This is a genomic window from Streptomyces sp. NBC_01298 (assembly GCF_035978755.1).
Taxonomy (GTDB): domain Bacteria; phylum Actinomycetota; class Actinomycetes; order Streptomycetales; family Streptomycetaceae; genus Streptomyces.
In genome coordinates, this window is sequence record NZ_CP108414.1 from 3,403,447 (window position 1) to 3,426,814 (window position 23,368).

Sequence of the window (23,368 nt, forward strand, 5' to 3'; positions counted from 1 at the left end):
CGCACGGTGCCCCGGAACGTGTCGAGCGGGTATCCACCGACTCCCCATGCGTGCACCACTGACTGACTCGGGCGGACGATGTCCCCGGTAGCCCTCGGAGCCCACGGCCCGTAGAGAGCGGGTGCGGGCTTTCCTGCGGTCCCTGACAACGTCACGTCGAGCTGTGCGGACGAGCTCCCGCTGAAAGCCCGCATGCTCGCCGGCAAGTCGGTTGCGTACGCCCTGTCCAACGACCAGTTGCGGACCTGCGGCCCGAGCTCACGACCGGCGAGGCGAACAGAGTGCGAGGCGGTGCGCTCGCCCTCGGACAGCGCGGCCGTGATGAGCGGCATCGTCATCTTCACGTGGTCACCTCGACCAGCTCAAGCGAGACGGACCGCAGGTCTGCCGAGCCGGCCGCCGAGCTCTGCGAGTAGCCCGTGACCGAGTAAGGCCGCATGCTCTCGCCCGGGGGCACGCTCGGAGCGGCGTAGATCTCCAGCGAGGCGGCCCCGATGGCTGTAGCCGGAGTAACCGCCCCGAGCTCCACCACGGGCCACACAAAGGATGCTCCGGCGGGCGCTCTGCCTATGGCTGTGTCTCGGGACTGACTGACGATCGCTCCCGCGCTGTCCGTCCATTGGAGCGTTGTTGTGCTTGCTCCGGGCACCACGTGCGTCAGGCTCACCAGCTCGCCCGGATTGACCGCGAAGCGGGTGGCCGTGCCAAAGCTGAGACTTGAATTCGCGCCCGAGCTGACGAGCATCGTCTTACCGCCGCTCACGGACAGCGTGACTCCGGTCCCCGGCGTGAAGTCCCCGACCGGTGCCGTACCGCCCTGTACGGCTGTGCTGAATCCCTGCCGCTTGACTGTTCGGGCGGTCACGTCCTCGGGGTGTGCCTCGCGCAGTACCGCCCCTGTCATGGGGAGGTCTACAAACGGCTTGTTGAACCACATCACGGGTACGACATACGCGGCTCCCTCCGGGGCTGTGGCAATGAACGGACGGTCGATTTTCGCGCTGGTGCTTCCCGTTGACGAAACACTCGCTCCGGTAGTGCTCTGAAAGTAGTAGCGCCATTCGTTGGCCGCTCCGACCATGCCGGGGGCCCAAAAGCTGACCTGCATTCCCGGGGCTACCGGATACGGCGTCCCGTCCGGCCGCTTGTACTGAATGCGCATGCTGCCACCGGATACCGGCATGGAAATCCGGAGGATGTCCCAATCCAGCGAGGCCGGAGGGAAGATTACGGCCGAATCATGCACCCATTCGTCCTGTGTGGACAGCATGATTCGACCCGCGCCCTGTGTGGCAGTGAGCCAGTTGTCCGAGCCAGGGTCCACCACGTGAATGGGTCCCGGCCCGTCTACGCGGCGTGCGAGACGGTCGACGTGATACGCATCCTCGGACTGCATTGCGTCCCATGACAGGGACAGCCGGCGCGGCTGTGTGGGGGGCGCCCAAGTGGTCACGCCACCGCCGAGCGAACGGAATTCCTTTACTCCTAGTTCGGGGCTCCGGTCCATTTCTGCACCATCGGTGATCTCACGTAGCGCACCTAGGCGCCCGATCCACATACTCAAAATGTCACCTCCTAGCTAGCTGACGCTGTCCGTATTCCACCGCGCGGGCTATCTCTTGCTCGCCGACCTTTACGACGATCTCGCGGCCCTGGTCAGCCTCCAAAGCCCGCAGGACAGCCGCAAGGGCTTTGTCCTTTGCGCTGGACTCATTGGCGAGGCGGACCGGGCCGGCTGCCCGTACCGAGCCGATATCGGGCACCTTGACCATTGCCTGTAGGCGTGCGTCTAGGGATGCTTGTTCGTCGTCGATTCCCTCGGCGATACCGGCGGGAAGCCAACGACCGATTTCGTCCCGCATGAGACGGGAAGGAGAATGGATACCCAACGCGTCGGCGATGGGCCCGGGAATGGTGTTACGGGCCCAGCCGATAAGCTTGTCTCGGAGCCAGGCGCCCATACTCTGGACACCCGACCAAAGGCCGCGCACCAAATCCGCACCCTTGCCGACGAGATAATTCCCGAAGTCGCCGAGCCCGTCGCGAATTCTCGGGCCTAGCCCGTCCATCCAACGCGCAAATTCGTCCAGCTTCGCTATCGCGTTCCGGCCAAAGTCGGCCACCCAACGAACAGCCCCGACAAAGGCCTGACCGAGACTTCCCAGCCACCCAATCACATTGCCGATCCAGCCGATAGCCGTACCAATTGCCGAGAACAGCCCCGAAAAGATTGGTCCTGCAAGTTGCAGAATGACCGGAATGACGACACTAAGAATGCTCGCGGCGAGCTTGGCAAGCCATTCGATCACGGTCACGACAACCGAAATGACCGGCTGCGCTTTGTCGAACAGCTCTTGCAGCTTTCCGCCGATCATCTGTACCGCAGGCACAACCCGCGAGGTGATGAACTCAGAAAGCGCCGCGAGGACCGGTTGCACCTTCTCGTAGACGGTCGCGTATATCCGCATCAGGGCCGGTATCACGGTCTCGGTGAAGATCAGGACTATCCGCGTGACGATGGGCGCCAGCGAGCTGTAAAGAGCGCTGTAGAACGCCATGAAAGCGGGAATGACCTGCCCTGAGACAACCGACCAGACACCCTGTAGGGCGGGAAGTACGCTGGTCTGAAACTGCGTAACCAGAGCGCTCACGCTCGGGGATACCGCGTCACGGATCGTCGTTCCGAGACCGAGCAGAGTTTGCCCGAAACCCGCAATGGACGACCCGCCGGCCCCGGACGAGAATGCCGAAAGGAAACCCCCGACTACATCGCGGGCCGTCCCGAGCGCCGGACCGAGAACATCTTTTGCCGTACTCGCAAAGCTGATGAGCGGCGGCAACACCTTGTCGCCAATAAAGTTGGTAACCGCTACTTCAGCAGTGCGCTTGAACTGCTCAATCTTGGCCGACGCATTATTGTGGAGTGCGTCCGCCATTTTGTCGGCAGCACCCGCAGTATCACCCATGGCCTTTACGGCAGTCTTGGGGTCCAGCGCGTAAAGGGCCTGCCCGAGATCCTCGGACTTCGTACCGAAAAGCCCGACGCTTGCCGCACTCCGCTCGGCAGGGTCCTTAATGGCCTTGAGGCCGTCTAGGACTTGCTGCAAGCCCGCTTTTGCTTCGGGTCCGCCACGCGCAATCTTCTTGGTCATTTCGGCGGCATTCAGCCCGATAGCAACGTACGCATCGGTACTTGCCTTGCTGCCGTCTGTTGCTCTGATCTGAAATTCCTTCAGAGCGTCGGCAACGGTATCCGTGTCTCGGGCACCCGCAAGCATTCCTTGGGACATGAGCCCCATGGCGTCCGCAGCGGACAGACCGAGATCCCGGAACTTCGTGGAATACTCGTTGAACGTGTCCGCCATGTCATCGGCACGCGGACCCATCTTTTGCATTCCGGCAGTCAGGATGTCGAGCGCTTCCGCCCCATCCTTGGCTAGACCGTTCTTGAGCATCTGCCCAACGGCATTGCTCGTCTGACCTAGGTCGAGCTCGAACGTGTCGGAAAGATTCTTGACCTTACCGGTAATCGCTTCGATTTGGGCATTGGTTGCATCCGGCGGAAGGATGCCCGCACGCATAACGCCGGATATCGCGTCCGCAGCTTCCGCAACACTCTCCCCGACACCGTGCGCGTAGAGCTGTCCGGCAGCCTTTCCGTACCGGGCCGCTTCCGCCGGGGTCGAGCCGAGCTGTGCCTGAATCTTTCCGTTGATAGCGGTCTGATCCAGAGCATCCATAAAGCCTTTGGCGAGGACTGCCGCAGCGGCAATGCCGACCGCCGCAAGCCCGCCCTTAAGGATGCCGCCCATCTTGCCCGTGAAGCCCTCGCCGGCTGTCTGTCCAGCTTCCTGCCCAGCCGATTCCGCAGGCCCGGTAACCGCCCGGTCAAGCTCGCCTGCGAACCCTTCAATTTCGGGGACGATGGACACATAGCCCATGCCTACTTCGACGGCCATTACTCGTCACCCGCCCCGGGTTGCAGGCGGACAAGGAACTCTGCGACTTCCTGCGGGGTGCGACGTGTTCCGCCGATCCGGTCGGACCTTAGGCCAGGGCGGGGAATCGGAGTAGGGCGACGGGACGGACTCTTAGAGCCCGCGTTTCCGCGCTGCCAATTCGCTTCGGCGAGACGGTCGTGAACTGCCGCGAGGAGATGCGTTTCCAGGGACCAACCGGCGTCCTCGCCGGCCATCGACCGGGCAAGGGCGGAGTCCGCAGGCAGATGGGTAATCAGAGCCCGTACACGCCGCCATGTGAGCCCCGAATCGGGGCGGTGGACGTCTCGGATATCCGTGCCGTAGTAACGCTGTAGATCGCTCTCTATGGCCTCCCCGTGCTCACTCAGGAGTCGGCAGAGGCCGGAAATTCCCCCAGCGGCGCGCCCTCGTAGTTCTGCCACTGACGGAACAGCTCGCCCACTGCGGCAAGGGGCAGGGGCAGCGCGTTAAAGCGTTCCCACTGGTCGCCCAGACCGGTCCGCAGTAGCGTCGTAATATCCGCCGTGGACGGATTCACGACGTTGACGGTTTCAAGAATGCTCTTGTCGATCTCGCCCGCAGACGGCATGGAATATTCGGCATCGGCAAGGGTGAAGCGGAAAGGCTCGCGTCGTGCCTCGCGGACCCAAAGGTCCAGATTGAAAGTTGTGCTCATTGGTAAATCCCCCGTGGATTGTGCTGTGTTGGTAGATCAGGCGGAACGTTTCTGCTACCCGCCCCACGCGGGGTCATCGCTGTACTTGATTGCGACCGTGCCGGAAGCGTCCGGGTAGGCGGTGATGGTGAGCTCGTACGAAATCGCTTCGTCGGACTTGTAAGTGATTTCGCCGGTTTCGGTTACCTCGCCGTCCGGAATGACGATGCGAATGTGTGCGTCGCCGTCGACCAGATCGAAACCGAAGGCACGCCGGTCCGGGCCGGGTGCCTTAATCGCAAGTACCGACTTGCCAGTCGTGGTAACGACCTTGGAACCCTTGTGGTAGAGCTCTAGAACGGTCTTGTTCGACTCGATGGCCGTAAAGGAGAACGTCACTTCGGAAGAACTGATGACCTTGCGGACGGTCTGCCCGCCCTGCCAGCCCTTAATTTCCGTGGTGTCCGTCGAGTTGGATTCGGTGATTCCGTCATCAGAAATCCAGCCGATATCCTTGAAAGCGGCAGGCCAAGCGGCCACCGCATCGACCGGGCCAGCGGTCTTAGGCGGTGCAACGTAAGCGGCGCCGGTAATGGCGACGCGAACCGCATTAGCGGAAAGTGGCATGGGTGTCCCCTTGAACGTAAATGGATTTGATTTCTAGGCGGGCTTCGGAGTGTCGAGCACTCGGCCACGCACGTGAATGTCAGCGGCGTACGCGTATCGCGCCGAGCTGGTCTTTTCGTCGGGTAGCCACTGCGGGCCGCCCACTTCGGTCACGCTGTAGACCGTCACGCCGCCACGGATTCCGGGCATGGCTCCGACGAGCCCGCGCACCAGGGCACACAGGTCATGGGCAGTTGCTTCGGTTGCAGCCCACACGTGGAAGTCGAGCCGGGCCCGGTCGCTTACAGGGGTGGCCCTGGTGCCCCCGACCCGTTGCACCTGAACGAAGCGTGTGGGGCGGGGCGAGGGGATGCGGGACACGACCGGTACGGACTCGCCGGCTGCCGCGAGGGCGGTACGGAGATAGCCCGTAGCGACCGCCACAGCATCCGGCATGACGATCACGGGCAGGCTCATCCGCCACCCCGCAGGTTTCGCAGCAGAGCGGCCCTGGTGCCCGCAGCATCCCCGTGCTTCTTGTAGTTGCCGATCACAGCGGCACGCCAACGGCGGGACCCGAGTGCGCTATCCGTCTTGAATTCGGCACCGTCGCCGGACGCCGCTTCCGCCATACGCTCGGCAACTCGGCGGACTTCGGCCCCGGCCTGGTCGGACTTCATCAGTCCATTGATGTTGCGCATGTTCGGACGGAACCTCATCAGCCGATCACCTCCTTTAGCCTCGCTTCGGCGTGATGCAGTCGCCCCCCGACGACCCATCGCGCAACATCCCCGTCTGTCTCCTGAAGTCGCCCGAGGGCAATCACGCGGTCTCCGGGCGCTAGGTCGATATCGACCCCGCGTCGGGTTGTCAGCCGGAGCCCACTGGTCACGGCGGGACGGTCCCCGTCTTCCTCGGTCGAGGAGTCGGGCTGTACCGACACGCCGCGAACCGTGGTGCGGGTTGCACTCGACCAATTCCGCTCGCTCGTCTCGTTGCCGTACCGGTCCACCACGAGCGGGGCCCGGAGGATCACAACCGTCTGTCCGTAGTGGAGGGTCACCAGGGCGCCCCCTTGCCGAGACCGACCACGGCAGCGCGAGGGCGGTACCGGGCGAGCTGGTCACGCTCAATCGGGGCGAGCGAAGCGCCGATGGTCTCGGCCGCGTAGGTGACCGAGACGGACCCGACGCTCTCTTGCCGTAGGTCCGAAGGGTTGGTCAGCACACGGCCGGCGAGCGTGAGCACGATGGCCCGTACGTCCGCCGGGACCGTCGCGTATCCGTGTGTGTAGGTGACGTAGACGGGGCCGGTCCCGAGCTGCCGGAAATGGAGCTCGTCCCGCCACAGCCGGTAGTCCTCGGGCGGCAGGTCCATCCCCCCGCGCCGTACCCGCTGCACCGAGACAACCGGTCGTTGGGGTAGCGGGGCGTACTGGCCGCGCGTGGCCACGGCCACCGTGCTCGTTCCCCTGGTGAATCTCTGCCGTGCCTCGCTGCGAACGATCGCCGACGCGGTGTCGAGCACCAGGGCAGCACCCTCGGGCATCTCGGCCGGCTCGCGCTGTATCCACGCTGCGAGCTCAGCAACGGTGGCCAATGCTGGGAGTGCCATTACGCGTTACCTCCCCTATTCGATTTCTTGTGTGCCGCACTCAAGACAGCGCCGCACGGTCCGAGCCGCCCCGGACGAGTCGAGAACGGGAAAGCTCTCCACTCGGTCCGGGGCAGCGCACGAATCCGTGTGCGGAATCTTCGGGACGGACACCCGCTTACGCGGCGGCATCCGATTCCCCCTTACTTGGCGAGGACGCCGTTAAGACGCGCAGCGCCACGGCCACCGAAGATCGCGAGTCCGGTGTAAAACTCGATTCGCGTCCGGTAAGAGGGCTTGGTCTCAAGCTCGCCCAGGTCCGTGACCTGAATGCCGCCGTTGGTGAGACCGGTAACCGCTCGGTCGTCCTCGGACTGTCCGAAGCGCACGGCGTAAATGCTGGACGCGTCGACTGCCGAGCCCTGAGTTTCCGTCTGCGGGAGAATGTCCGCGCCCGCAGCAGTCTGGCCGGGGTCAAGGATCGGAATTCCGTTGTACGTCGCTACGAGCTTTCCGGTAAGAGCCTCGCGGACCATTTCGAAACCGCCGATCCGGCGAGCCGCAGAACGCACCTTCGCGATCACCTGCCGGTTTGCGTACAGCGCCCCGTTAGTGCTGTTCAGGCCCGGGACCTGTGCAACAAGCTGATCCATCAGGTCGAAGAACTTGTGGGAATCGTCAGCGCCAGCGCCCACAATCGGGGCACCGTTCGTGCCCGCGCTCAGTACCTGCCCACCGGTCAGGCGCTTCCGCAGACCGTCAAAGGACTTGGAATCGGTAGCGGTGTCGCCGTTGAAAAATGTTTCGGCGAACTTGTAGGACGCCGCCTTGATCTTCATGCGGGTCTGAATGGCGCGCTGGTCGTTCAGGTTGCCGCGAGTCTGGACAATGAACTTGTCGACGTCCGCGTCACCGCCGAGAATGACCAGGCTTTCAGACTTCTGGTTCACGGTGCCCGTGCTCTCGGCGTACGCCTCATTGACCGTTCGGAACTGAACGCCCGGGAGGGTGCCCTCCTCGTTGTAGGCGTACGCGTTGCCCTGAATGGTCAGCAGCGGGATACGGTCGAGGATGCTGGATTCCTGCACGAACGTCTCTATGACGCCGCGCTGGAGATCCGTGGTCGAGAGCTTTGCAGCCTCGGGAAGGGTCAGTGCCATTTAGTAAATCCCCCTGGTTTTGGGCATGAAAAAAGGGACGGCACTCGGATTGAGTGCGTCCCCGGAATCGGGTTAAGCGGTGAAAGGTCAGCCCGTGCGGTAGGCACGCCGCAGACGGTCCTGCGGGGTAGCGGGCTCGGGCTCGCCAGACTCGCGCTGACCGGCGCCTACGTCGCCCCACATCGGGGCCTGTCGGTTCGGGTCCAGCGCTGCGGCAAGGTAAGGCTTGTCCTTGATCAGCTTTTCGACGGCAGCCGATACCGCCTTAACGTCGACCTCCCCGCCCTTGCCGGTAAGCGCGGCAGCGTCGACCAGGGCGAGCGCGTCGGACGGATCGCGCAGCCGGCCCGCCGCAGCGGCTCGGATCTCGGCACGAACGAGCTGCACCCTGAACTCTTCGCGGATCTCGGCCCGCAGTGCGGCAACATCGTCCGGCTTCTGTGCAGCGTTCGAGCGGCGCAGCCGGGCCGCTTCCGCCTCAGCCTCCGTGGCGCGGTTCTCGGCAGCCTCTCGGGCAGTGCGCTCGGCAGTCAGCTCCTTGGGCTCGGCACCCTCGGCCGGCTGGTCGCCCTCGGGCTTGGCGCCCTGGTGCTCGTCCTCACCGATCTTCGGCTCGTCCGCAGCGTTCGTGTTCGGCGTATCCGCCATGAGTCCCCCTAAATGATGTAGCCGTGTTTCTTGAGCATGGCTATTTGATGTTCGCGGGATTCCCCAGCGAGCTTGAATATCGTTTCGGGCATGAGCCGTGCCTCTTTGGCTCGCTCGTAGCGTTTGCCCGGAACCTTCTGAAACTCGGAGCGCATAGCCTGCGACCCAAGCCCACGTTTCGTCACACCCTCGGTCGTAACCGCCATAGGGCCACGCCCAGTTAGGGCGGTAGCCATACCTCGGCGAGCGTTGATGATCTGCCCAAGATCCGCCCCGGCTGCAAGTGCCTTGACTCCTGCCTCGCCGAGCCGTTTGTGTTGCTCCTCGGGGCTCATCTCTCGGAACAAGTCCTCGGGGCTCTTGCTCGCCTTCCATTCGTCATTGGTCATGGGCTGCATGCCGCAGTCGCATTTGGGATGACGCTTGAAACCTGTGCTGTAGCTGTACTGACGACCGGCGAGAATGATGCAGCGTGCACAAGCGGGAAGCTTGACCACGCGGACATAGGACACACAGCGTGGATGGGCAGCCATGGCAACCGAGTTGGCAGCACGGGCGGTATCCGCAATCTGAGTGCTCACCATCATGGACATTTGCGTAAGCCCCCGTAGCGCGGCCAGTTCGGCACTCTCGCCGGCTGCCAGACTCTGAGCCGTTGTGAGGCTCGGCAGGTACAGCAGCGAGGCGAGCGGACGAGCGTCGGACGCAATGCCGACCAGGCCGGAGGGATTGACCGTTCCGAGCGGAGCCGCTGCGGCCCCTTGGGCTGCCATCGACGCACCGACAAAGAGTTGCGCGCCCTGAGTTGCGGAGAGTTGCCCCGCCAGGACAGCGCGGAGAATCTGCGCTCCCGTCTCCCCCTGCATGGCTGACAGAATCCGGTCCGCAGGCACATCCCGCCAAAGCCCTTGGATAGCCGCTACGACGGCCCGGGAAATGCTTTGGGCTTGGGTGTACCGCGCGGCTGCCAAATCGTCTACTAGGGCCATCAGGCAGCCTCTACGGGCGGACCCTCGGGCTGGTCCTGGTCCTGGTCGGGCTTGGGGCCGAAGAGATCGGCCATGCCGCCCCCGAGGATCGCTGAAGCCTGGTCATCCCGCATGCTCTTCCATCGGTTGATGACTTCGGGCGTGACTCCGGGGATTCGCTCCCAAAGGGCTTCGTCCGGTACGCCGATGGCTTTCATCTTGACCAGCGCATCGGAGTACTGACTATCGCTTCGAAACTGCGGGTCCCGCCAAATGACACCACCGAGCGCAAGCGACTCCGCCCGTTCCGGCTCACCGTTGGCAAGAGCTTCAAGCCGCATGATCTCGCGGAGCGCGGAGCCAAAATGACGCTGCCTCTCTGTGACCTTTGCGACTAGTCCGGCCTCACTGGCCGCGAGGGCATCGGCGCTCACCTGAATTAGAGCGCCGGTTAGGTACGTAGCGGGTGTGCGGGTCTGAGCGGCAATGTGCTCGACTGCCTTGTCAATAACCCGCAAGTAGTTGTCGAGATCAGCGGCGGAGAATTCGGCAATGGATGCGCCTTCCTTCTCCAGCCACAGCAGACGGTCCGACCGGAATTTGTCGAGCGGCAAATCTTCCTCGCCGACCACTTCGCCCGTGTCATCGGTGATCTCCCGCACGGGGCGATCCATTCCGAGCACAGCGCGAGCGGGAAGAGCGAGACCGTCTGAGGCGGTCATCAGGTGAGCCCAAAGGGTGTTCACCGCATCCTGTAGCGGCAGCACCGTTGCAAGCTCACTGCGGGGCGAGCCATGCAGTCGAGAACGGTTCTGCAATTCAACCAGCGGCACCACGCCGAGCGGATTAGGGATATGGCTCGGCTCGCCACGGGAAAGCCCCGCAGTGCGTCCGGTCCATGCTCCGCCCTCACGGTTCGGACGTTGCCACCGGTACACCATTTTGGGCGTGAACAGTGTTGAGAATTCCGTGTCGGAGTCCCGCCATGTGATCAGGCCGGCTGAACGGGCGCGGCGACGTCCCGGCACGTACTCGACAATGGCGCTGGACGCGTGCTGAAAGGTGATTTCAACGCTCATCGTTGCCCCAAACCAGCGCATACGAGCGCCCGGTAATCAGGGCTTCAAGCAGTGCCAGACCGATTTCTACGTCACACTCCGACCGGCGCCACGCCTTACCAGCGGCATCGTCAACCGAACCGTCTTCCAACCGAAACCCAATCGGCACCAGTCGTTCAACCGTGGCATCCGGCACCACGGCGCACCAGTTGTCGGAGAACTCATCGAAGAGCCCGCCTGTTTGCGTGCTGAACTCCGGCGAGGAAAACAGGAGGGGCCGCTTACCCTCGTAGGCATCTGACCATTTCTTAGCGGCGGTCTTACGGCGCTGCACTTTGGCGTATAGCCGTTCCGTCATCTGTAGCGGTGTCTCCGTCATGAACCCCCCTCGGGCATAAAGAAACCCCGGCCGGCTGTTCCCGAGCGGGGTGTTAGGCACTCGCAGCGCGAGGGCGCTTAAGCGGTCTACGTACGTACCCGTCCAGTGCCATGACCGCAGCGGCAATCCCGTCAATGCGAGCTGATGACTTGCCCCGGTCGGGCTTGACGGGCCTAAGGTTGTCGTTACCGTCTCGGTAGACTTCGACAACGGATGCATTCCAGCGGAGCACGGGGTTACCGCCGTGGCGTATCTGCCCCTCGCGCAGTAGCCGTTCAAGCTCTTTCGATCCGGGCGACATTCCTAGATAGGTCTGCGCGATAGGCACCACGTCGACACCGCGCGTTTTCGCTTCGATGCGCTGGACGAGCTGACCCGCAAACATGCGGTCATAGCTGATTCGCTGAACGTCCAGCCGGCGACAGTCCGCAATGATCTGCTTTTCAATCGCGTCATAGTCAATTGCGTCGCCCTCGGTGAGCGTGAGTAATCCGTCCGCCACCCATTGCCGCAGCGGGACCTGTAGCTGTTGTTCTAGCTCGTCTACGCGCTCTTCCGGCAGCCAGAAACGAGCGACTAGTTCCAGCTCGACCCCGGGCACGCGGGACTCAACAGCGAGAACCCATGCGGAAAGGTCAGAGACCGCCGAAAGGTCTACCCCGCCCCATGCCCGGCGGTATCGAAACGCTTTGTCGTTCACCTCTCCGGCATTCTCGTCCCACAGCGCGATAGGCAGCCACCGTGAAGCGGCCCGCATTCGGCGGTTGAGGGACAGTCGGCAGAAGGTGGGGAAATAGGATGGAGTCGACTTGGCCTTTGCGGCCTCGCGGCGCATGTAGGCAAGCGACGGAGAGGCACCCAAACCGGGGTTGGCCTTACGCCATGTGTCCTCGCTGAAAGGGTCGTCTGATTCCTCGGCAGCCCAAATGACGCCGTAGTGTCCGGGGTCATCAACGATGCCGTCTGCACAGCGGCGGGTGTAGACATGTTTCTCGTCGTAGATGCTGCCCTCGGTGCCCTCGTCCGCAGTCGTAATGAAGATGACGAGCGGCTGATCTCGGGCACCGGTACCGGTCTCGATAGCGTCGATAAGGTCACGGCGCTTGTGCACGTGGACCTCATCCACAATGGCACCGCTGACATTGAGTCCGTGTGCGGTTTCGGCGATCTTCGAAAGGGCCCGGAAGACTCCGCCCGTGCGGGGTACCCGGATAAGGCCCCTGAGAACCTCTACACGGCCCCTTACGGCCCGCGAAGTAAGGGCCATGCGCTTCGCGTCATCAAAGACACGTTCAGCCTGCGGAAGGCTGCCAGCCGCCGCATAGACTTCGGCGCCAATCTCTCGGTCAGCGAGGAGCAACACCAACCCGATGCCGCTGCTAAGCGTGCTCTTGCCGTTCTTACGCGGCACTTCAATCCATGCCGAGCGGACCACGCGGACAGCGCGGCCAAGCTCTTCCGAGTAGGCGAGCCATCCGAAAATTGGAGCGATGACCCAAACGACCTGCCACGGCGAGAGCTTGAGCGGAGTGGAGCCCCAACGGCCCTTTGTGTGCTTGAACGTCTGGATAGCGCCGATGGCTCGCCGGGCGGACTCCACATCGAAGAACGCGCCCGGAGCCTGCGAGGCCTGTACGGCCGTAACGAGGGGGCGGGAACGTATCGCATCGGCTATCTCGTCATCGGTAAGCCCGAGCTCGTACAGCGCGTCCAGGGGTACGGGAAGCCCGTCAGTCAAAGATCCCATCATCGTCGCCCCCGCTGAATTCCGGCGGGGTGATCCGAGTTGCCGATGCGGGGCTCAGCCCCAACTCGCCGACCAGCGAACGGAAGTGACTCCGGTACTGGTGGGCAATCGTCACCCAAGGATTCTTGACGTTCCCGCGCTCTGTCTCGACTACTAGGCCGTTACGGGACAGCTCCCGCTCTGCCTGCCATAGGCGAGCGGCTGTCACGCAATACTCGATAGCGGTTTCCCGCTGTGGATCAGTGAGGCCGGCCGAGTGCACCAGGGCCGGAATCGTCCGCGCCCAAACATCAGCGGCCATACGCCGCACATCAGCGGAGCCGGTACCGGGCAGGCGGTCCGACCAGTCAGGCTCGACAGGCGCAGTCGGAGCGAAGCGGGCACCCTCGGAATTGCGGTCCGGGCGGAAGGTCCCTTCCCGGACAGCCTGAATATGGGGTTTCGGTTTCTGTCCGGGGACAGCCATGTGAATTCACCTCCGCGAAAGCGGTCTAATTAGCCATGGGAGTTTTTTGCCTCCCTGCCGCTCGGGAAGGAGAGGGGTTGACCCCCTCCCCCTGGTCAGAACGGCGGGAGCTCGCGCGATTCGCGCCGCGAACGAGCCTCAGCAGCGAATCCGCCCGGCTGATGCCTTGCTGTCTCGCGGTTGTGGCAGGCAACGCACAGCGGACGAAGATGACCCGCAGCATCAGGGTTCGCGTCACCCCGTGCGATCAACTCGCGTCGGGACAGCGGGAAGTGGTCCGCCACGTTCGCCAGACGGCCACACAGCACGCACCAGGGATGCCGGTACAGGTAGGCACGTCGGATGCGCTGCCAGCGCGTGTCATAGACAGCGCCACCACGTGAAGCACGGTCCGCGTTCGCCTCGCGCTCATGCTCGGCACAGCGTCCGCCGGCTCGGGTGAGCTCAGGACAGCCGGGTACCGAGCACGGGGGACGGGGCTTACGGGGCATAGGGGATCACCTCCAATCTGACTAGGGGTAGTGGCGGCGTGACGTTCTGGCATGTCATGATCGGCGTCGAACTACGGCCATGACGCACAGCTAGGAGTCTGAGATGTCCGAAGAGTTGGGCAAGATCGAGCCCGTTGTTTACGGGGTTGCTGAAGACTTCCTCCTGCGCATTGCGGCGGAAGACGAGAAGGACACCGCCGACAAGGCCGCTGCAAAGGCTGCCGCTGAAACTCCAGCGAACGAGGACGAGCCCAACAAGTCCGCCTGACGCAGCACAGTAAGGTCGAGCCGTCCGCCTCGGCGGATAGAGCCCGCTTCAGCGAGGACGAGCGACACACGGCCCTCGGATTCGTCCGGGGGCTTCGTCGTTACGCGGGGTGTACGGACTCGAACCGTGTTCTTCCGCCGTGTTCAGCCCCGGGACCAACCGGGCGCCTACTGCGGTCTGCGTGCGCACCTACACCGCACCCCTTCCCCACCCGCACGAGTCTGGTTAGGACCCGTCCGGGGCGGTGTCTGTGAATCCCTTTGCGAGGATGGCCACGACCATCAACAGCACTGCAAAGCAGCGGAGTCAGAACGGCGGACCAGCAGCCCCGAAGTCCTCGCGCGTCTTGAGCTTGTGACACGGACGGCAGAGCGGCTGAACGTTCCCGTCCGTGTCCGTCCCACCCAACGCAAGCGGCTGTATGTGGTCCACGTCGATGTTCGACGCGAGGACATGCCGACCACAGCGCACGCACTTCCAGCGCCCCGACTTCCGGATGATCCGGCGGAGCCGAGCGGCAGCCGAGTTGCCCAGTGCGAGAACCTCCCGACGCTTCCGCCGAGCCCGTACCGCAGGACGCTCCTCGTAAGCCCGGTAGTGGAGCTCACAGCGGCCCCGATGGCTCGCAGGCTCCGGACAGTCGATACAGCGCATGCGACCCCCTTGTCATTGCTCCTGGTGCTCGTTGTTGCGTGCCCGCCCAGGGACTTGAACCCCGGAACTCTGCGGCCGATATCCCCGAGTCGGGGCCGGTACCGCGCACCTCTCACCGTTGGGTCAGCGGGCCGTAAGGGTGCTACCAGGTAGCGTCAGTTTTGGTTGACAAGCTCTGCGCTCGTCGTGCTCCTGGTGCTCGTTGTCGATCGGCGTAAGCCCTGGTCGGACCGTGCCGCAGTGCGTGTTCCCGACTGGATTCGAACCAGCATCGACCGCCGGATTGTTGTAAGACGGCCGTTCGCAACCAATGAACTGCGGGGACGGGTTGCCCTCGCCGGCGAACCGGTCCAGACGAGTTGGGGACCACACGCGCTTACAACCCCTTTCGGCGCACCCCGGAGGGTGGGTTACTCATGGGCGGTGTGGTCCCCGCTCGCGCTGCCACACGTCGACTCCTGGCCACCCCGGTAACGCGGGGTGCGGTGTAGCACGGGCAACGCTGTATCCGAGAGCGGGCACTCAGTCCGCCCGGTTCCCCCGTTGGGTGGGTGCGCGGTAGTCCCGCTCTCGGAAGTAGTGGAGGGCGAAGGTTTCCCGCGTCCGTCTGGACTGTTCGGTCCCTTGCTTCCCCAGTAGTGGAGGGCGAAGGTTTCCAGTGCCGCTCGGACACTCGAACCGCTCGCTCTCTCCCCAGCTGTGGAGGGCGAAGGTTTCCCGCGTCCATCCGGACGAGCGGGCCGTTCACTCTCTCCCCACAGTGGAGGGCGGAGGTTTCCCGCGTCCGAAGAGGTGACGCGGTGCCGAAGGAGACCCTGGTTCTCTTTCTTTCTATTTTTTCTATGTGTTTCTAAAAAATGGTTGAACTCAACACCCCAACACCAACCGCTTCGCTGTAGAGCCGAGAGCTCCAAGCCCGAGGGCAGCCAGCGAGGGGGCACGAGGGGCCCTGTACGCCCGTCTGCGGACATGGGAAAGCCCCGGCGGTCCCGAGGGATGCCGGGGCGGTCCCGAGGGATGCCGGGGCGGTGCGGCTCGGCTGATTACTCGGTGCCCTCCGTGGCCAGACTCATGCGGGCGGCTCGCAGGTCTCGATTCACTTCTTCGATCTTCTTGTCACATGTTTTAATTTCATCCTCTAGCCTAGCCACCTCTGCGGAATTTCCGCGTCGGCTTTCGTTCTTCAGCGCATCGGCTAGCTCTTTCCTCTCATGCTGGAGGGTTGAGAGCCTATGGGTGGCTTCTGCGACTTTTTCGTCGCTCATTTGTTCCCCTTTGAGGCGTAGGACTGTATAGGTCGCCAAGATCATAGTCAGCGCGAATGTGGCGTGTGGCGGTTCTGCGCAAGTTGGCAGCAGAAAGCCCCGGCGGTCCGAAGGGACTACCGGGGCGAGGCGGGCTGGTCGTACTGCTTCCAGGACGAACCTGTAAGGCACCAGCCCTAGCCCGCACACCCATGTCGGCGCGGGGTGCGAAGAGCGTACCGGGCCGCGAGGGGCACGCAGAAAGCCCCGGATGATCACGGGGGCCGTCCGGGGCTGTTCTGTCCTTACAGGGCCGCTAGGCGGCTTGCTCGAACCCGTCTGCGTCGGGCTCGGCACCTTCCGGGGTGGCCCATGCGATGGTGACGCGCTTCATCCCGTCGAAGCGCCGTCCGCGTCCCGGAGACTTCGTCACGGTCACGGTGTCTATGGCGAGTCCGAGTAGGTCGCGCTGCATCCGTGCGTCGGCAGTGTTCCAGTACGCCTCACCCCTGCCGCTCAGCAGGAACGAGAGGGACACGGGACCGCTGTTGCCGACCAGCTCGGCGAGGGCCGTTTCAGCCTTGCTGATCCGTGCTTCGGCAGCGTTCTTGTGGGGGATGCGGTATCGGGCGGAGCGGCCCGTATAGAAGTCCGCAGCGTCGTCCGCGTGGAACTTGTCGAGCTTGGCTTGTGCGGCTTTCAGCTCGGCGCGTGCGTCCCTGATGACCTGTGTCTCCTCGGGCCGCGTAATGGCCTGCCAACGCTCGGCCACGGCAACCAACAGCGGGTCCTCATCGTCGGTGACTGCGAGCCGCTCGGACCACGTTTGCACCACGTACTTTTCGACGGCCTTGCGGGTGACGAACGCGGGATCGGCGCACGCTTCGGCTCCGTCGCCGTAGCGGGTGCAGGCGTACGAGTCCCCTTCCAACGTCATGGCGCTGCCGCAGGATGCACACCGCATGCGGCTTGTCAGCGCTCGGACAGCGCGGCCCGGAGTGGGGGCAGCCTTGCTGATGGTCTGGTTCCCGGACAGCACACGGCGGGCACGCTCGGCGAGCTCGGACGGGATCATGTGCGGCAGCGTTTCGTCCGTGACGACACGAATCCGCTCGCCCTGTGCGTCAAGGAAGGGCACGCGGTCGCGGTGAGCCTTCCCGCCGGGGCAGTGCGTGAGCCACCCCTCATATACCGGATGGATGATGATCGCTCGGACCGCATCGGCACGCCACGGAACACCCGTTCCGGTCCGCAGACCCTCGCTGTTGAGTTGGCGGGTCAGCGCGCGGGACGACATGCCCTCACTGATGGCCTTGAACACGCGCTGGACGATCTCCCACGGGGTTACTTCCCGCCTGTCGGCAACGGTGCACATGTACGGGGTGAGATCCGGGACGAGCTTCCGCGTACCGGGGACCGCGACCAACCCGAACGGCGCCTTAGACAGCCAACGGCCCTCGGTACGCTGCCGGGATTTGGTGCCGCGCACGTTGTGAGAAAGGCGCTGCGAGTACTCGCGTGCGTTCTCGGCCCGGTCGATGATCCATCGGCGGTCCCGCTCGTCCATCGAGTCGAGACGCTCGTAGTCGAAGATCACGCGTGCCTTGCCGAGGATCGGTACTACCGCTTCGGCGCCCTTGCGGGAAAATCGGTCGAGCGCGTAGCACCACAGCGCGGGTACCTCGCCGGCGAGCACGGCAGACATGGCCTGGTCGTACTTAGGGCGCTGCACATCCGACCAGGCGGACAGGTTCTCTTTCCACACCTTCCGCACGCAATACCCGTGCTCGTCTGCCCATGCCCGCCCACGGTCCTCCTGCGCCCGGATGGACAGTGCACGCTCGCCCTCGCGGACGATCTTTGACTTACGGAGGAGGAGGTCTACATACGGTCGTCCGTGGCACGGGCACAGCCCGTCAGTAGTCTGGTTCATGCCCTGTGTGGAGGGCGAGAGGTTCCCGGAGAGACGTGCGAGGGTGCTCGTAGACATGGAAAAGCCTTTGTGACCTGCGGAAACGGCCCGCTACCGAGTAGAACCCAGGGTGTTTGTTCCACTCCAGACCCCGCGCCTCAAACGCCGGCGAGGCTGGGTTTATCCAGCCCCTCCGGCGCTTGAGGAGCGCGGGTCCGGGGGCCAGCCCCCGGCTGGGGGTCCCCCCGGACGGAGTCTGGGGGATGGTGGAAGGGCGGGTAGGGGACCTCGCCCCGCAGGGCCGGCCCCGCCGCAGCGGCGACGCCGGGTCAGGAGCAGGCCGGGCCGGGCCCGGTCAGGGCAAGTCGCGGGACACGCAGCGGGCCAGGTGGTCGTTGACGAGGCCGCAGGCCTGCATCAGGGCGTAGGCCGTCGTGGGGCCCACGAAGCGGATGCCGGCCTTCTTGAGGGCCTTGGCCAGGGCCGTGGACTCCGGGGTCACCGCCGGGATCTCGGTGGTGCTCTTCGGGGCCCGCCCCGGCGCCGGGGCGTGGGACCAGACGAGGGCGTCGAGTTCGCCCGCCTCCCACCCGGCCAGGGTCTTCGCGTTGGCGAGGGTCGCCTCGATCTTGGCCCGGTTGCGGATGATCCCCTCGTCGGCGAGGAGCCGCTCCACGTCCGCCGCCCCGAACTCGGCCACCTCGGCGATCTCGAAGCCCGCGAAGGCCGCCCGGAACCCCTCGCGCCGGCGCAGGATCGTCAGCCAGGACAGTCCCGACTGGAAGGCCTCCAGGCACAGCCGCTCGTACAGCGCGTCGTCCCCGTGGACCGGCCGGCCCCACTCCGTGTCGTGGTAGGCGACGTAGTCCTCGGTGGCCAGCCCCCAAGGGCACCGCAGACCCCCGTCGGGGCCGGCGAGCACTCCGCTCACTGCCCGTCGCCCTTGATCAGGTCCACGGCGCCCTCGGCGGGCCCGGTAGCGGGCCCGGTAGCGGGCGCGGGCGCGGCAGCCCCGGTGAGTTCGGCGATGCGGGCGTCACGCTCCGCCAGTTCCGCCGCCAGCCGCTCCAGTACGTCGTCCACGTCGGACATCCGGTAGCCCCGCGGGGCCACGGGCAGGCGCAGCTCGTCGATGTCCGCCCGTACGACGGGCCGGTTCTCCGGCAGGGCGTCGGACAGCCGGTCGGGCTCGGCATCCGGCAGCACGGCCTCGGACCCCCCGCCGGCCACCGCGAGGGTGACTCCCGCGACGACCACGACCAGCGCGATGAGCAAGAACGCGAACACGATCAACTCCCCTGAGAGACTCCGGCCACCAGGTTAAGGTCGCAGGCGAGGCGCGAGGGTCGCCGAAGGAGGAAAGAGCGGGATGCTGCGACTGGGCAGGCGCGAGTTCGACGACCACGAGCCGGTGATCATGGCCATCGTGAACCGGACCCCCGACTCCTTCTACGACCAGGGAGCGACCTTCCGCGACGAGCCGGCCCTGGACCGGGTCGAGCAGGCGGTCGCCGAGGGCGCGGCGATCATCGACATCGGCGGGGTGAAGGCCGGCCCCGGCGAGCACGTGGACGCGGTGGAGGAGGCCCGGCGCACGGTGGGCTTCGTCGCCGAGGTGCGCCGCCGCCACCCCGACGTGGTGATCAGCGTCGACACCTGGCGCCACGAGGTCGGAGAGGCCGTCTGCGAGGCCGGGGCGGACCTCCTCAACGACGCGTGGGGCGGGGTCGACCCGAAGCTCGCGGAGGTCGCCGCGCGGTACGGCGCGGGCATCGTCTGCACGCACGCGGGCGGGGTCGAACCGCGGACCCGGCCGCACCGGACCGCGTACGAGGACGTGATGGAGGACATCCTCCGCGTCACGGTCGGCCTGGCCGAGCGCGCGGCGGCCCTGGGTGTCCCCCGCGAGTCGATCATGATCGACCCGGGTCACGACTTCGGGAAGAACACCCGCCACTCCCTGGAGGCCACCCGCCGCCTCTCGGAGATGACGGAGACGGGCTGGCCGGTCCTGGTCTCCCTCTCCAACAAGGACTTCGTCGGCGAGACCCTCGACAAGCCGGTCAAGGAGCGCCTCCTGGGCACCCTGGCCACGACGGCCGTCTCGGCCTGGCTGGGCGCCCAGGTCTACCGCGTCCACGAGGTCGCGGAAACCAAACAGATCCTGGACATGGTCCGCGCCATCCAGGGCCACCGACCCCCGACGGTCGCCCGCCGGGGGCTGGCGTAGTCGTCGGCGGCTCCTACAGGCCGACTTCCTTCGTCACGAGCGCGATCGCCTCGTCCACGTCGTCGGTGACGTGGAAGAGGTAGAGGTCCTTCTCCGAGGCCTTGCCCTGGGCGATGACCGTGTTCTTCAGCCAGTCGATGAGCCCGCTCCAGTACGACGTGCCGAACAGCACGATCGGGAAGCGGGTGATCTTCTGCGTCTGGACCAGGGTCAGGGCCTCGAACATCTCGTCGAGGGTGCCGAGCCCGCCCGGCAGGACCACGAAGCCCTGGCTGTACTTCACGAACATCGTCTTGCGGACGAAGAAGTAGCGGAAGTTCAGCCCGAGGTCTACGTGCTCGTTGAGCCCCTGCTCGAAGGGCAGCTCGATGCCCAGGCCGACCGAGAGGCCGTTCGCCTCACGCGCGCCCTTGTTCGCCGCCTCCATCGCGCCCGGGCCGCCGCCCGTGATCACCGCGAAGCCGGCCTCCACGAGCGCGCCGCCGATCCGCACGCCCGCCTCGTACTCCGCGGAGCCCACCGGCGTCCGGGCGGAGCCGAACACGCTGATCGCCGGCGGCAGCTCCGCCAGCGTGCCGAAGCCCTCGATGAACTCCGACTGGATGCGCAGGACCCGCCACGGATCGGTGTGCACCCACTCGGAGGGCCCGGCCGAATCCAGCAGCCGCTGGTCCGTCGTACTGCCGGCCTGCACCTGGCCCCGCCTCCTCAGCACCGGCCCGAGCTGCTGCTCCTCGGGCCGACGACGAGCGGACCCTTCAGGGTTGCCCATGATGTGCTCCCTCCTGCTGATCGTTGGATCAGGTTAGGCGCACCGGGGTGACGACCAACGGAACTCGACGAGTTCCTGGCGTGGCCGGAAAGACTCATCGAGCGAACAGGCGCTCGACAACTCGCTGAAACCGGTGAGGAACGAGCGACCGACACACAGACTCACGTCCGATCCCATAGCTTCACGTCCCATGAAGCTGGTGGTTCAGGTGAAGCTCCTGCCGACGTCCTCACAGGCATTGGCACTGGCCTCGACCCTGCATGCCTGCAACCAGGCGGCTTCATGGGTGGCGGAGGCGGCCTTCGAGCAGAAGACCCTCCGCAACTTCGATCTCCGGAAGCACACCTACAGTGAGGTCAAGGCACGTTGGGGTCTCGGCGCGCAGGCCGCCCAGCACGTGATCAAAAAGGTTGCCGACGCGTACACGGCCCTCATCGCGAACTCACGGGCGGGCAACCTTGGCCGACCCGGCTCCGCCCGACACCGCCGCGCGACGGAGAAACCGCTCGCTTTCCGGTCAACAGCCGCTCAGCCCTACGACGACCGCATGCTCTCGTGGCAGACCACCTCGCGCACGGTGTCGATCTGGACCACGGCCGGACGCCTAAAGGGAATGGCGTACACGGGAAGTCCCGCCCAGCTGGAGATGGTCGCCGCGAACCGTCGCGGCGAATCGGACCTGATCCACCGCGACGGTTCGTGGTACCTCTCCGCCACCTGCGAGGTACCGGAAGCCCTTCCGAACGCGCGGCCCACGGACTTCCTCGGCGTGGACCTCGGGATCGTCAACATCGCCACGACGAGCGACGGCGAGATCATGGCCGGGCGGCGACTCAACCGGCTGCGGAAGCGTGACCGGGACGTCCGCACCAAACTTCAGCGCAAGGGAACGAAATCCGCCAAGCGGCGCATCCAGCGCAGGCGCCGCAAGGAAGCCCGGCGGACCCGGGACGTCAACCACAAGATCGCCAAACACATCGTGGCCGAGGCTGAACGCACCGGGCGCGGAATCGGTCTGGAGAACCTGACCGGGATCCGCGAACGGGTACGGCTGAGGAAGCCCCAACGGGCCATGGTGCACAGCTGGGCATTCGCCCAGCTCGGCGCGTTCATCGCCTACAAGGCTCGCCGGGCCGGAGTGCCGGTGGTGTACGTCGACCCGGCGTACACCTCCCGCACTTGCTCCGAGTGCGGGCACGTCGACAAGGCGAACCGGGTCTCACAGGCCCGCTTCGCCTGCCGGTCCTGCGGATTCTTTGATCACGCAGACCGCAACGGCTCCCGCACCATCCGCGCACGCGCGCTGATGGTGTGGCGAAGCGGGGCCCCGTCACCGGCCCCAGCCGTCCCGCAGCAGCGGGACGGCCTGACGCGGACGACACACCACACCCGGTGATGCGCCGTAACGCAAGCTCGGCTCTCAGGAACCGGCAGGTGACGAGGTCAGCCAGGCGCGGAGTCGTTCCTCGCAGTGGAGGATCGCCTTGGTTTCCACTCGCTCGTCGGCCTTGTGGGCCAGCAGGGCGTCGCCCGGGCCGTAGTTGACCGCCGGGACGCCCAGGGCGCTGAAGCGGGAGACGTCCGTCCAGCCGAACTTCGGCATGGCGTGTCCTCCGACGGCCTCCATGAAGGCCGCGGCCGCGGGGTGGGAGAGGCCGGGGAGGGCGCCGGGAGAGAGGTCGTCGATGACGAACTCGTCGATGTCGCAGTGCGCGAAGACCTCGCGGACGTGGGCGATCGCCTCGTCCGTGGTGCGGTCGGGGGCGAAGCGGAAGTTGACCGTCACCGTGCACTCGTGGGGGATGACGTTGTTGGCGACGCCGCCGTCGATGCGGACCGCGTTGAGGCCCTCGTGGTACTCCAGGCCGTCGATCACGGGCTTGCGGGGCTCGTACGCCGCCAGCGTGGCCAGGATCGGGCTCGCCGCGTGGATGGCGTTGGAGCCCATCCAGCTGCGCGCGGAGTGGGCGCGCTCGCCGGACGTGCGGAGCAGGACGCGCAGGGTGCCCTGGCAGCCGCCCTCGACCTCGGCGTTGGAGGGTTCGAGGAGGACGGCGAAGTCGCCGGTCAGCCAGTCGGGGTGGGCTTCGGCGACCTTGCCGAGGCCGTTGAGGTCGGCGGCGACCTCTTCCTGGTCGTAGAAGACGAAGGTGAGGTCGCGGTTGGGCTCGGGGACCGTGGCGGCGATGCGCAGCTGCACGGCCACGCCCGACTTCATGTCGGTGGTGCCGCATCCCCACAGGACGTCGTTCTCGTCGAGGCGGGAGGGCACGTTGTCGGCGATCGGCACGGTGTCGAGGTGCCCGGCGAGCACGACGCGTTCGGCGCGGCCCAGGTGGGTGCGCGCGACCACGTTGTTGCCGAAGCGGTCCACGGTCAGGTGCGGCAGGCCGCGCAAGGCGTGTTCCACGAGGTCGGCGAGTACCTTCTCGTCGCCGCTCACGGAGGGGATGTCGACGAGCCGGGCGGTCAGCTCGGCGGCGTCCAGGGTGAGGTCCAGCTCGGATTCGGACATGGAGCTGACCCTAACGCCCCGG

Annotated in this window: 25 protein-coding genes and 1 tRNA gene; 3 read left to right on the forward strand and 23 right to left on the reverse strand. The window is 65.4% G+C overall.

The features are described from left to right. Nucleotides 1–340 precede the first annotated feature (340 nt). The 15 genes from OG730_RS15130 to OG730_RS15200 all read right to left on the reverse strand — a co-directional run bounded on the left by OG730_RS15130 (nucleotide 341) and on the right by OG730_RS15200 (nucleotide 13,260). On the reverse strand, nucleotides 341–1,270 hold the full coding sequence (locus OG730_RS15130; protein ID WP_327304733.1) for a hypothetical protein: 930 nt from the start codon (nucleotides 1,268–1,270) through the stop codon (nucleotides 341–343). Nucleotides 1,271–1,568: 298 nt separating this feature from the next. Then, complete coding sequence (locus OG730_RS15135) at nucleotides 1,569–3,959, reverse strand: phage tail tape measure protein (protein WP_327304734.1); 2,391 nt, start codon at nucleotides 3,957–3,959, stop codon at nucleotides 1,569–1,571. A 385-nt stretch (nucleotides 3,960–4,344) separates the two neighbouring features. Then, nucleotides 4,345–4,656 (reverse strand): hypothetical protein, encoded by a 312-nt coding sequence (locus OG730_RS15140; RefSeq protein WP_327304735.1) that lies wholly within the window; start codon nucleotides 4,654–4,656, stop codon nucleotides 4,345–4,347. 54 nt (nucleotides 4,657–4,710) lie between these two features. After that, nucleotides 4,711–5,262, reverse strand: a complete 552-nt coding sequence (locus OG730_RS15145) for a phage tail tube protein (protein ID WP_327304736.1) — start codon at nucleotides 5,260–5,262, stop codon at nucleotides 4,711–4,713. Between the two features lie 33 nt (nucleotides 5,263–5,295). Continuing rightward, nucleotides 5,296–5,718 carry a hypothetical protein gene (locus tag OG730_RS15150; RefSeq protein ID WP_327304737.1) on the reverse strand — a complete coding sequence of 141 codons (423 nt, stop codon included), beginning with the start codon at nucleotides 5,716–5,718 and terminating at the stop codon, nucleotides 5,296–5,298. Further along, a complete protein-coding gene (locus tag OG730_RS15155; RefSeq protein WP_327304738.1) occupies nucleotides 5,715–5,942 on the reverse strand; it encodes a hypothetical protein in 228 nt (75 codons plus the stop codon). Before OG730_RS15155 ends, OG730_RS15150 begins: the two co-directional genes overlap by 4 nt. Nucleotides 5,943–5,959: 17 nt before the next feature. Next, nucleotides 5,960–6,304, reverse strand: a complete 345-nt coding sequence (locus tag OG730_RS15160) for a hypothetical protein (protein ID WP_327304739.1) — start codon at nucleotides 6,302–6,304, stop codon at nucleotides 5,960–5,962. Next, nucleotides 6,301–6,855, reverse strand: coding sequence for a hypothetical protein (locus OG730_RS15165; protein ID WP_327304740.1), 555 nt, complete (start codon nucleotides 6,853–6,855; stop codon nucleotides 6,301–6,303). Before OG730_RS15165 ends, OG730_RS15160 begins: the two co-directional genes overlap by 4 nt. 182 nt (nucleotides 6,856–7,037) lie before the next feature. Then, on the reverse strand, nucleotides 7,038–7,994 hold the full coding sequence (locus tag OG730_RS15170) for a major capsid protein (protein WP_327304741.1): 957 nt from the start codon (nucleotides 7,992–7,994) through the stop codon (nucleotides 7,038–7,040). Between the two features lie 87 nt (nucleotides 7,995–8,081). After that, entirely contained in the window at nucleotides 8,082–8,642 is a 561-nt protein-coding gene (locus OG730_RS15175) for a hypothetical protein (protein ID WP_327304742.1), read from the reverse strand. Between the two features lie 8 nt (nucleotides 8,643–8,650). Next, nucleotides 8,651–9,508 (reverse strand): VG15 protein, encoded by an 858-nt coding sequence (locus OG730_RS15180; RefSeq protein WP_327304743.1) that lies wholly within the window; start codon nucleotides 9,506–9,508, stop codon nucleotides 8,651–8,653. Between the two features lie 122 nt (nucleotides 9,509–9,630). Continuing rightward, on the reverse strand, nucleotides 9,631–10,689 hold the full coding sequence (locus OG730_RS15185) for a phage portal protein (RefSeq protein ID WP_327304744.1): 1,059 nt from the start codon (nucleotides 10,687–10,689) through the stop codon (nucleotides 9,631–9,633). Then, nucleotides 10,679–11,047: a hypothetical protein gene (locus OG730_RS15190; protein WP_327304745.1), complete on the reverse strand. Its 369-nt coding sequence runs from the start codon at nucleotides 11,045–11,047 to the stop codon at nucleotides 10,679–10,681. Before OG730_RS15190 ends, OG730_RS15185 begins: the two co-directional genes overlap by 11 nt. Before the next feature lie 52 nt (nucleotides 11,048–11,099). Then, nucleotides 11,100–12,785 carry a terminase large subunit gene (locus OG730_RS15195; protein WP_327304746.1) on the reverse strand — a complete coding sequence of 562 codons (1,686 nt, stop codon included), beginning with the start codon at nucleotides 12,783–12,785 and terminating at the stop codon, nucleotides 11,100–11,102. Next, on the reverse strand, nucleotides 12,778–13,260 hold the full coding sequence (locus OG730_RS15200; protein WP_327304747.1) for a P27 family phage terminase small subunit: 483 nt from the start codon (nucleotides 13,258–13,260) through the stop codon (nucleotides 12,778–12,780). The genes OG730_RS15195 and OG730_RS15200 overlap by 8 nt, the downstream gene beginning before the upstream one ends. Before the next feature lie 594 nt (nucleotides 13,261–13,854). On the opposite strand from OG730_RS15200, the gene OG730_RS15205 reads away from it, so the two are divergent. After that, nucleotides 13,855–14,019 carry a hypothetical protein gene (locus tag OG730_RS15205; protein WP_164494120.1) on the forward strand — a complete coding sequence of 55 codons (165 nt, stop codon included), beginning with the start codon at nucleotides 13,855–13,857 and terminating at the stop codon, nucleotides 14,017–14,019. Nucleotides 14,020–14,325: 306 nt separating this feature from the next. Here OG730_RS15205 and OG730_RS15210 read toward each other — a convergent pair whose 3' ends face one another. From OG730_RS15210 to OG730_RS15235, 6 genes are all read right to left on the reverse strand, one after another. Further along, nucleotides 14,326–14,673 (reverse strand): HNH endonuclease, encoded by a 348-nt coding sequence (locus OG730_RS15210; protein WP_327304748.1) that lies wholly within the window; start codon nucleotides 14,671–14,673, stop codon nucleotides 14,326–14,328. 245 nt (nucleotides 14,674–14,918) lie between these two features. Continuing rightward, a tRNA-OTHER gene (locus tag OG730_RS15215) sits at nucleotides 14,919–14,998 on the reverse strand. A 718-nt stretch (nucleotides 14,999–15,716) separates the two neighbouring features. Beyond that, on the reverse strand, nucleotides 15,717–15,938 hold the full coding sequence (locus OG730_RS15220) for a hypothetical protein (RefSeq protein WP_327304749.1): 222 nt from the start codon (nucleotides 15,936–15,938) through the stop codon (nucleotides 15,717–15,719). 295 nt (nucleotides 15,939–16,233) lie between these two features. Next, on the reverse strand, nucleotides 16,234–17,907 hold the full coding sequence (locus OG730_RS15225; RefSeq protein ID WP_327304750.1) for a recombinase family protein: 1,674 nt from the start codon (nucleotides 17,905–17,907) through the stop codon (nucleotides 16,234–16,236). A gap of 277 nt (nucleotides 17,908–18,184) precedes the next feature. Beyond that, the gene (locus OG730_RS15230) at nucleotides 18,185–18,760 is read right to left on the reverse strand and encodes a DNA-3-methyladenine glycosylase I (RefSeq protein ID WP_327304751.1); all 576 of its coding nucleotides are present in this window, start codon (nucleotides 18,758–18,760) and stop codon (nucleotides 18,185–18,187) included. Next, on the reverse strand, nucleotides 18,757–19,122 hold the full coding sequence (locus OG730_RS15235) for a DivIVA domain-containing protein (RefSeq protein WP_327304752.1): 366 nt from the start codon (nucleotides 19,120–19,122) through the stop codon (nucleotides 18,757–18,759). The genes OG730_RS15230 and OG730_RS15235 overlap by 4 nt, the downstream gene beginning before the upstream one ends. Nucleotides 19,123–19,198: 76 nt before the next feature. Here OG730_RS15235 and folP point away from each other — a divergent pair, with 76 nt between their 5' ends. After that, nucleotides 19,199–20,059, forward strand: coding sequence for a dihydropteroate synthase (gene folP / locus OG730_RS15240; protein WP_327304753.1), 861 nt, complete (start codon nucleotides 19,199–19,201; stop codon nucleotides 20,057–20,059). Between the two features lie 13 nt (nucleotides 20,060–20,072). Here the strand turns inward: folP and OG730_RS15245 are convergent, their stop codons facing one another. Continuing rightward, entirely contained in the window at nucleotides 20,073–20,831 is a 759-nt protein-coding gene (locus OG730_RS15245) for an LOG family protein (RefSeq protein ID WP_327304754.1), read from the reverse strand. A 190-nt stretch (nucleotides 20,832–21,021) separates the two neighbouring features. On the opposite strand from OG730_RS15245, the gene OG730_RS15250 reads away from it, so the two are divergent. Then, nucleotides 21,022–22,227, forward strand: a complete 1,206-nt coding sequence (locus tag OG730_RS15250; protein WP_327304755.1) for an RNA-guided endonuclease InsQ/TnpB family protein — start codon at nucleotides 21,022–21,024, stop codon at nucleotides 22,225–22,227. A 24-nt stretch (nucleotides 22,228–22,251) separates the two neighbouring features. On the opposite strand, the gene dapE is transcribed toward OG730_RS15250, so the two are convergent. Continuing rightward, nucleotides 22,252–23,346, reverse strand: a complete 1,095-nt coding sequence (gene dapE, locus OG730_RS15255) for a succinyl-diaminopimelate desuccinylase (protein ID WP_327304756.1) — start codon at nucleotides 23,344–23,346, stop codon at nucleotides 22,252–22,254. Between the last annotated feature and the right edge of the window lie 22 nt (nucleotides 23,347–23,368).

Coding starts and splice junctions, on each gene's coding strand:
- OG730_RS15130 (WP_327304733.1), bottom strand. CDS start 1,270: ATGCTGTCCACACAGGACGAATGGGTGCATGATTCGGCCGTAATCTTC.
- OG730_RS15135 (WP_327304734.1), bottom strand. CDS start 3,959: ATGGCCGTCGAAGTAGGCATGGGCTATGTGTCCATCGTCCCCGAAATT.
- OG730_RS15140 (WP_327304735.1), bottom strand. CDS start 4,656: ATGAGCACAACTTTCAATCTGGACCTTTGGGTCCGCGAGGCACGACGC.
- OG730_RS15145 (WP_327304736.1), bottom strand. CDS start 5,262: ATGCCACTTTCCGCTAATGCGGTTCGCGTCGCCATTACCGGCGCCGCT.
- OG730_RS15150 (WP_327304737.1), bottom strand. CDS start 5,718: ATGAGCCTGCCCGTGATCGTCATGCCGGATGCTGTGGCGGTCGCTACG.
- OG730_RS15155 (WP_327304738.1), bottom strand. CDS start 5,942: ATGCGCAACATCAATGGACTGATGAAGTCCGACCAGGCCGGGGCCGAA.
- OG730_RS15165 (WP_327304740.1), bottom strand. CDS start 6,855: ATGGCACTCCCAGCATTGGCCACCGTTGCTGAGCTCGCAGCGTGGATA.
- OG730_RS15170 (WP_327304741.1), bottom strand. CDS start 7,994: ATGGCACTGACCCTTCCCGAGGCTGCAAAGCTCTCGACCACGGATCTC.
- OG730_RS15175 (WP_327304742.1), bottom strand. CDS start 8,642: ATGGCGGATACGCCGAACACGAACGCTGCGGACGAGCCGAAGATCGGT.
- OG730_RS15180 (WP_327304743.1), bottom strand. CDS start 9,508: ATGCAGGGGGAGACGGGAGCGCAGATTCTCCGCGCTGTCCTGGCGGGG.
- OG730_RS15185 (WP_327304744.1), bottom strand. CDS start 10,689: ATGAGCGTTGAAATCACCTTTCAGCACGCGTCCAGCGCCATTGTCGAG.
- OG730_RS15190 (WP_327304745.1), bottom strand. CDS start 11,047: ATGACGGAGACACCGCTACAGATGACGGAACGGCTATACGCCAAAGTG.
- OG730_RS15200 (WP_327304747.1), bottom strand. CDS start 13,260: ATGGCTGTCCCCGGACAGAAACCGAAACCCCATATTCAGGCTGTCCGG.
- OG730_RS15205 (WP_164494120.1), top strand. CDS start 13,855: ATGTCCGAAGAGTTGGGCAAGATCGAGCCCGTTGTTTACGGGGTTGCT.
- OG730_RS15210 (WP_327304748.1), bottom strand. CDS start 14,673: ATGCGCTGTATCGACTGTCCGGAGCCTGCGAGCCATCGGGGCCGCTGT.
- OG730_RS15220 (WP_327304749.1), bottom strand. CDS start 15,938: ATGAGCGACGAAAAAGTCGCAGAAGCCACCCATAGGCTCTCAACCCTC.
- OG730_RS15225 (WP_327304750.1), bottom strand. CDS start 17,907: ATGTCTACGAGCACCCTCGCACGTCTCTCCGGGAACCTCTCGCCCTCC.
- folP (WP_327304753.1), top strand. CDS start 19,199: ATGCTGCGACTGGGCAGGCGCGAGTTCGACGACCACGAGCCGGTGATC.
- OG730_RS15245 (WP_327304754.1), bottom strand. CDS start 20,831: ATGGGCAACCCTGAAGGGTCCGCTCGTCGTCGGCCCGAGGAGCAGCAG.
- OG730_RS15250 (WP_327304755.1), top strand. CDS start 21,022: ATGAAGCTGGTGGTTCAGGTGAAGCTCCTGCCGACGTCCTCACAGGCA.
- dapE (WP_327304756.1), bottom strand. CDS start 23,346: ATGTCCGAATCCGAGCTGGACCTCACCCTGGACGCCGCCGAGCTGACC.